The 2,755-nt window shown below is 50.1% G+C and carries 2 protein-coding genes; one reads left to right on the plus strand and one right to left on the minus strand.

Annotation, left to right across the window (positions count from 1 at the left end; genetic code table 11):
- Positions 1-1,426, plus strand: a 1,426-nt coding sequence (locus ACRC27_RS00120) for an acyl-CoA dehydrogenase (protein ID WP_438638760.1), incomplete at its 5' end; no start/stop codon positions are given.
- 102 nt (positions 1,427-1,528) lie between these two features.
- Here the strand turns inward: ACRC27_RS00120 and ACRC27_RS00125 are convergent.
- A partial coding sequence (locus ACRC27_RS00125) for an aspartate:alanine antiporter (RefSeq protein ID WP_438638762.1) occupies positions 1,529-2,755 on the minus strand: 1,227 nt, incomplete at its 5' end.

Genomic DNA, 2,755 nt, shown 5'->3' on the forward strand with positions numbered 1-2,755 from the left:
ATGGGGTAAAGATGTTTTTATCCCGCTAGATTGGATTATCGGCGGGGCGGAGTATGCGGGTAAAGGCTGGCGTATGCTGGTTGAGTGCCTCTCTGCCGGACGCGGTATTTCTCTGCCGGCACTGGGTACGGCTATTGGCCACTTAACAACCCGTACAACCGGCGCATATTCGTATGTGCGTAAACAGTTTGGTATGTCTATCGGGCGCTTCGAAGGTGTGGCAGAGGCGATGGGGCGGATTGGTGGACTGACTTATCTGCTAGAGGCATCACGCACGCTGACAACCACGGCGCTTGATACCGGAGAGATCCCCGGTATTGTTACTGCGATTGCAAAATATCACATGACAGAAATTGGCCGTAAGCTACTGAATGATTCGATGGATGTGCATGCAGGGCGGGCGATTCAACTGGGGGAAATGAACTATCTGGGGCACCACTATTTTGGTATTCCGGTTGCGATTACCGTTGAAGGCGCAAACATTCTAACGCGTAACCTGATGATTTTCGGGCAAGGCGCAACGCGCTGTCACCCGTTTGTATTAGGCGAGATGGAAGCTGCGGCAAATCCAGATGAAGCAGCAGGGCTGCAGGCTTTTGATGATCTTCTGTTTAAACATATTGGGTTTGGTGTGAGTAACTTCTTCTCAACATTCTGGCAGGGGATTACCGCAGGTAAATTTAGCGCCGCACCGGATGCCAGCCCGCTGAAAAGTTACTACAAACAGCTTAGCCGTATGAGCCGTGCGCTGGCATTAACCGCAGATATGGCGATGTTGGTGCTGGGTGGTGATTTGAAGCGTAAAGAGATGCTTTCAGCACGGCTCGGTGATGTGTTGAGTAATCTGTATCTGGCCTCCGCAGTGCTGAAGCGTTATGAGCAAGAGGGGCGCTTGAAAGAGGATCTGCCGCTGGCAGAATACGGCTTGCAGTATTGCCTGTACGAGTGTGGTAAAGCTTTTGACAGCTTCTTCCAGAACTTCCCGAACCGAGTGGTGGCAAGATTACTGCGTACGGCAGTATTCCCATACGGTGTTAGCTACAAACCGGTGAGTGATGACATTGCGCTGACTATCGCTAAGTTGATTATGATCCCAGGTGCGCAGCGTGATCGTTTAACGAAGTTATGTTTTGTCGGTCAGGCGGCTGATGAAGCCATTAACATTGTTGAATCGGCGTTTCAGGCGATGTATGCCGCACGTGGCATTGAGAAGAAATTAGCTGAAGCGCAGCGTTCAGGCGCATTACCACGTAAAGTGGCATTAGAGGCATTAATCACTGCCGGTCTGCAAAAAGGGGTGATTAATGATGCAGAAGCGAAGCAAATGCGTGAAGCGGATGAACTGCGCAGCCGTGCGGTACAGGTAGATCATGTTGATGGCCCGCACCCTAATCCGGCACGTGCCGAACGTGAAGAGGCTGCATAACTGTGAGCTGCTGATTCGGTAGATGCACATATAGAAATAAAATAAAAAGCCCATCGAAAGATGGGCTTTTTTTATGTGACGTTAATCTAAATATGTTGGGTATCAGTGCCAAAAGACCACAATCAGTGAACCTGCCAGTGTCAGTAAGACGTTGGCGATAGCATAGGTACCGGCATAACCTAGCGCCGGAATATTACTGCGCGAGAGTGAGTTAATTACTTCCATTGCCGGTGCCAGTGTACGTGCCCCCATGATTGCACCAAACAGCATGGCACGGTTCATTTTCAGGATATAAGCACCAAACAGATAGGCGATAATCACCGGACCGAGGCTGACCAGTAAGCCGCCAAAAATCATCTGTAACCCGATATTATCCACTTCATTATTCAGCCCGCTACCGGCACTTAAGCCCACTCCGACCATAAAGACCATCAAGCCAAACTCTTTGGTCATGGTCAACGCCCCTTGCGGCACGTAACCGAACGTAGGGTGGTTGGCGCGTAAAAAGCCGAGCATAATACCGGAAAACAGCAGACCAGCAGCATTACCAAAGCTGAAACTGAACTGGCTAAACTGGAAGGTGACTTGGCCGACCATCAGACCAATGATAAAGAAGCTGCAAAATGCCAGCAGATCGGCCACTTGGCTATGAATTGAGATAAACCCGACGCGATCGGCCAAGCCACGTACTCGTCTGGCATCGCCGCTGACATGTAAAACATCACCTTTATTGAGCACGATAGTATCGTCAATCGGCATCTCAATTTGGCTGCGAACAATACGGTTCAAAAAACAGCCCTGATCTGTTAGCCGGAGGTGTGAGAGGCGCTTACCAACTACGCTGTCATTTTTTACCACAATCTCTTCGGTAACAACCCGCAGATCGAGCAGATCGCGATCAAAGACCTCTTTCCCTTCACGAAAGCTTGGGTCAAGACGCGCATGGCTGTCGGGGTAGCCCACCAGTGCTATCTCATCACCAATTTGTAATACAGCATCACCGTCGGGGCTGGCCAAAATACCGTTGCGGCGGATACGCTCGATATAGCAACCGGTTTGTCGGTAAATACCCAGTTCGCGTAAATTTTTACCACCACTCCACTCAACCAGTTCTGGGCCAACACGGTAGGCTCGAATAATCGGCAGGTACACTTTACGCTGACTGTCTGGGTCTAGACCACGCTCACGAGCAATCTCTTGCGCACTGGTCACCAAATCTTGTCGCTGTAATTTAGGCAGATAACGTGCAGCAAGGATCAGACTGACTAAACCCACCAGATAGGTGAGTGCATAGCCTAAACTTAAATTACTCAATGCCGTCTGCACTAA

The organism is Plesiomonas sp. (assembly GCF_051650925.1).
Taxonomy (GTDB): domain Bacteria; phylum Pseudomonadota; class Gammaproteobacteria; order Enterobacterales; family CAMTGL01; genus Plesiomonas.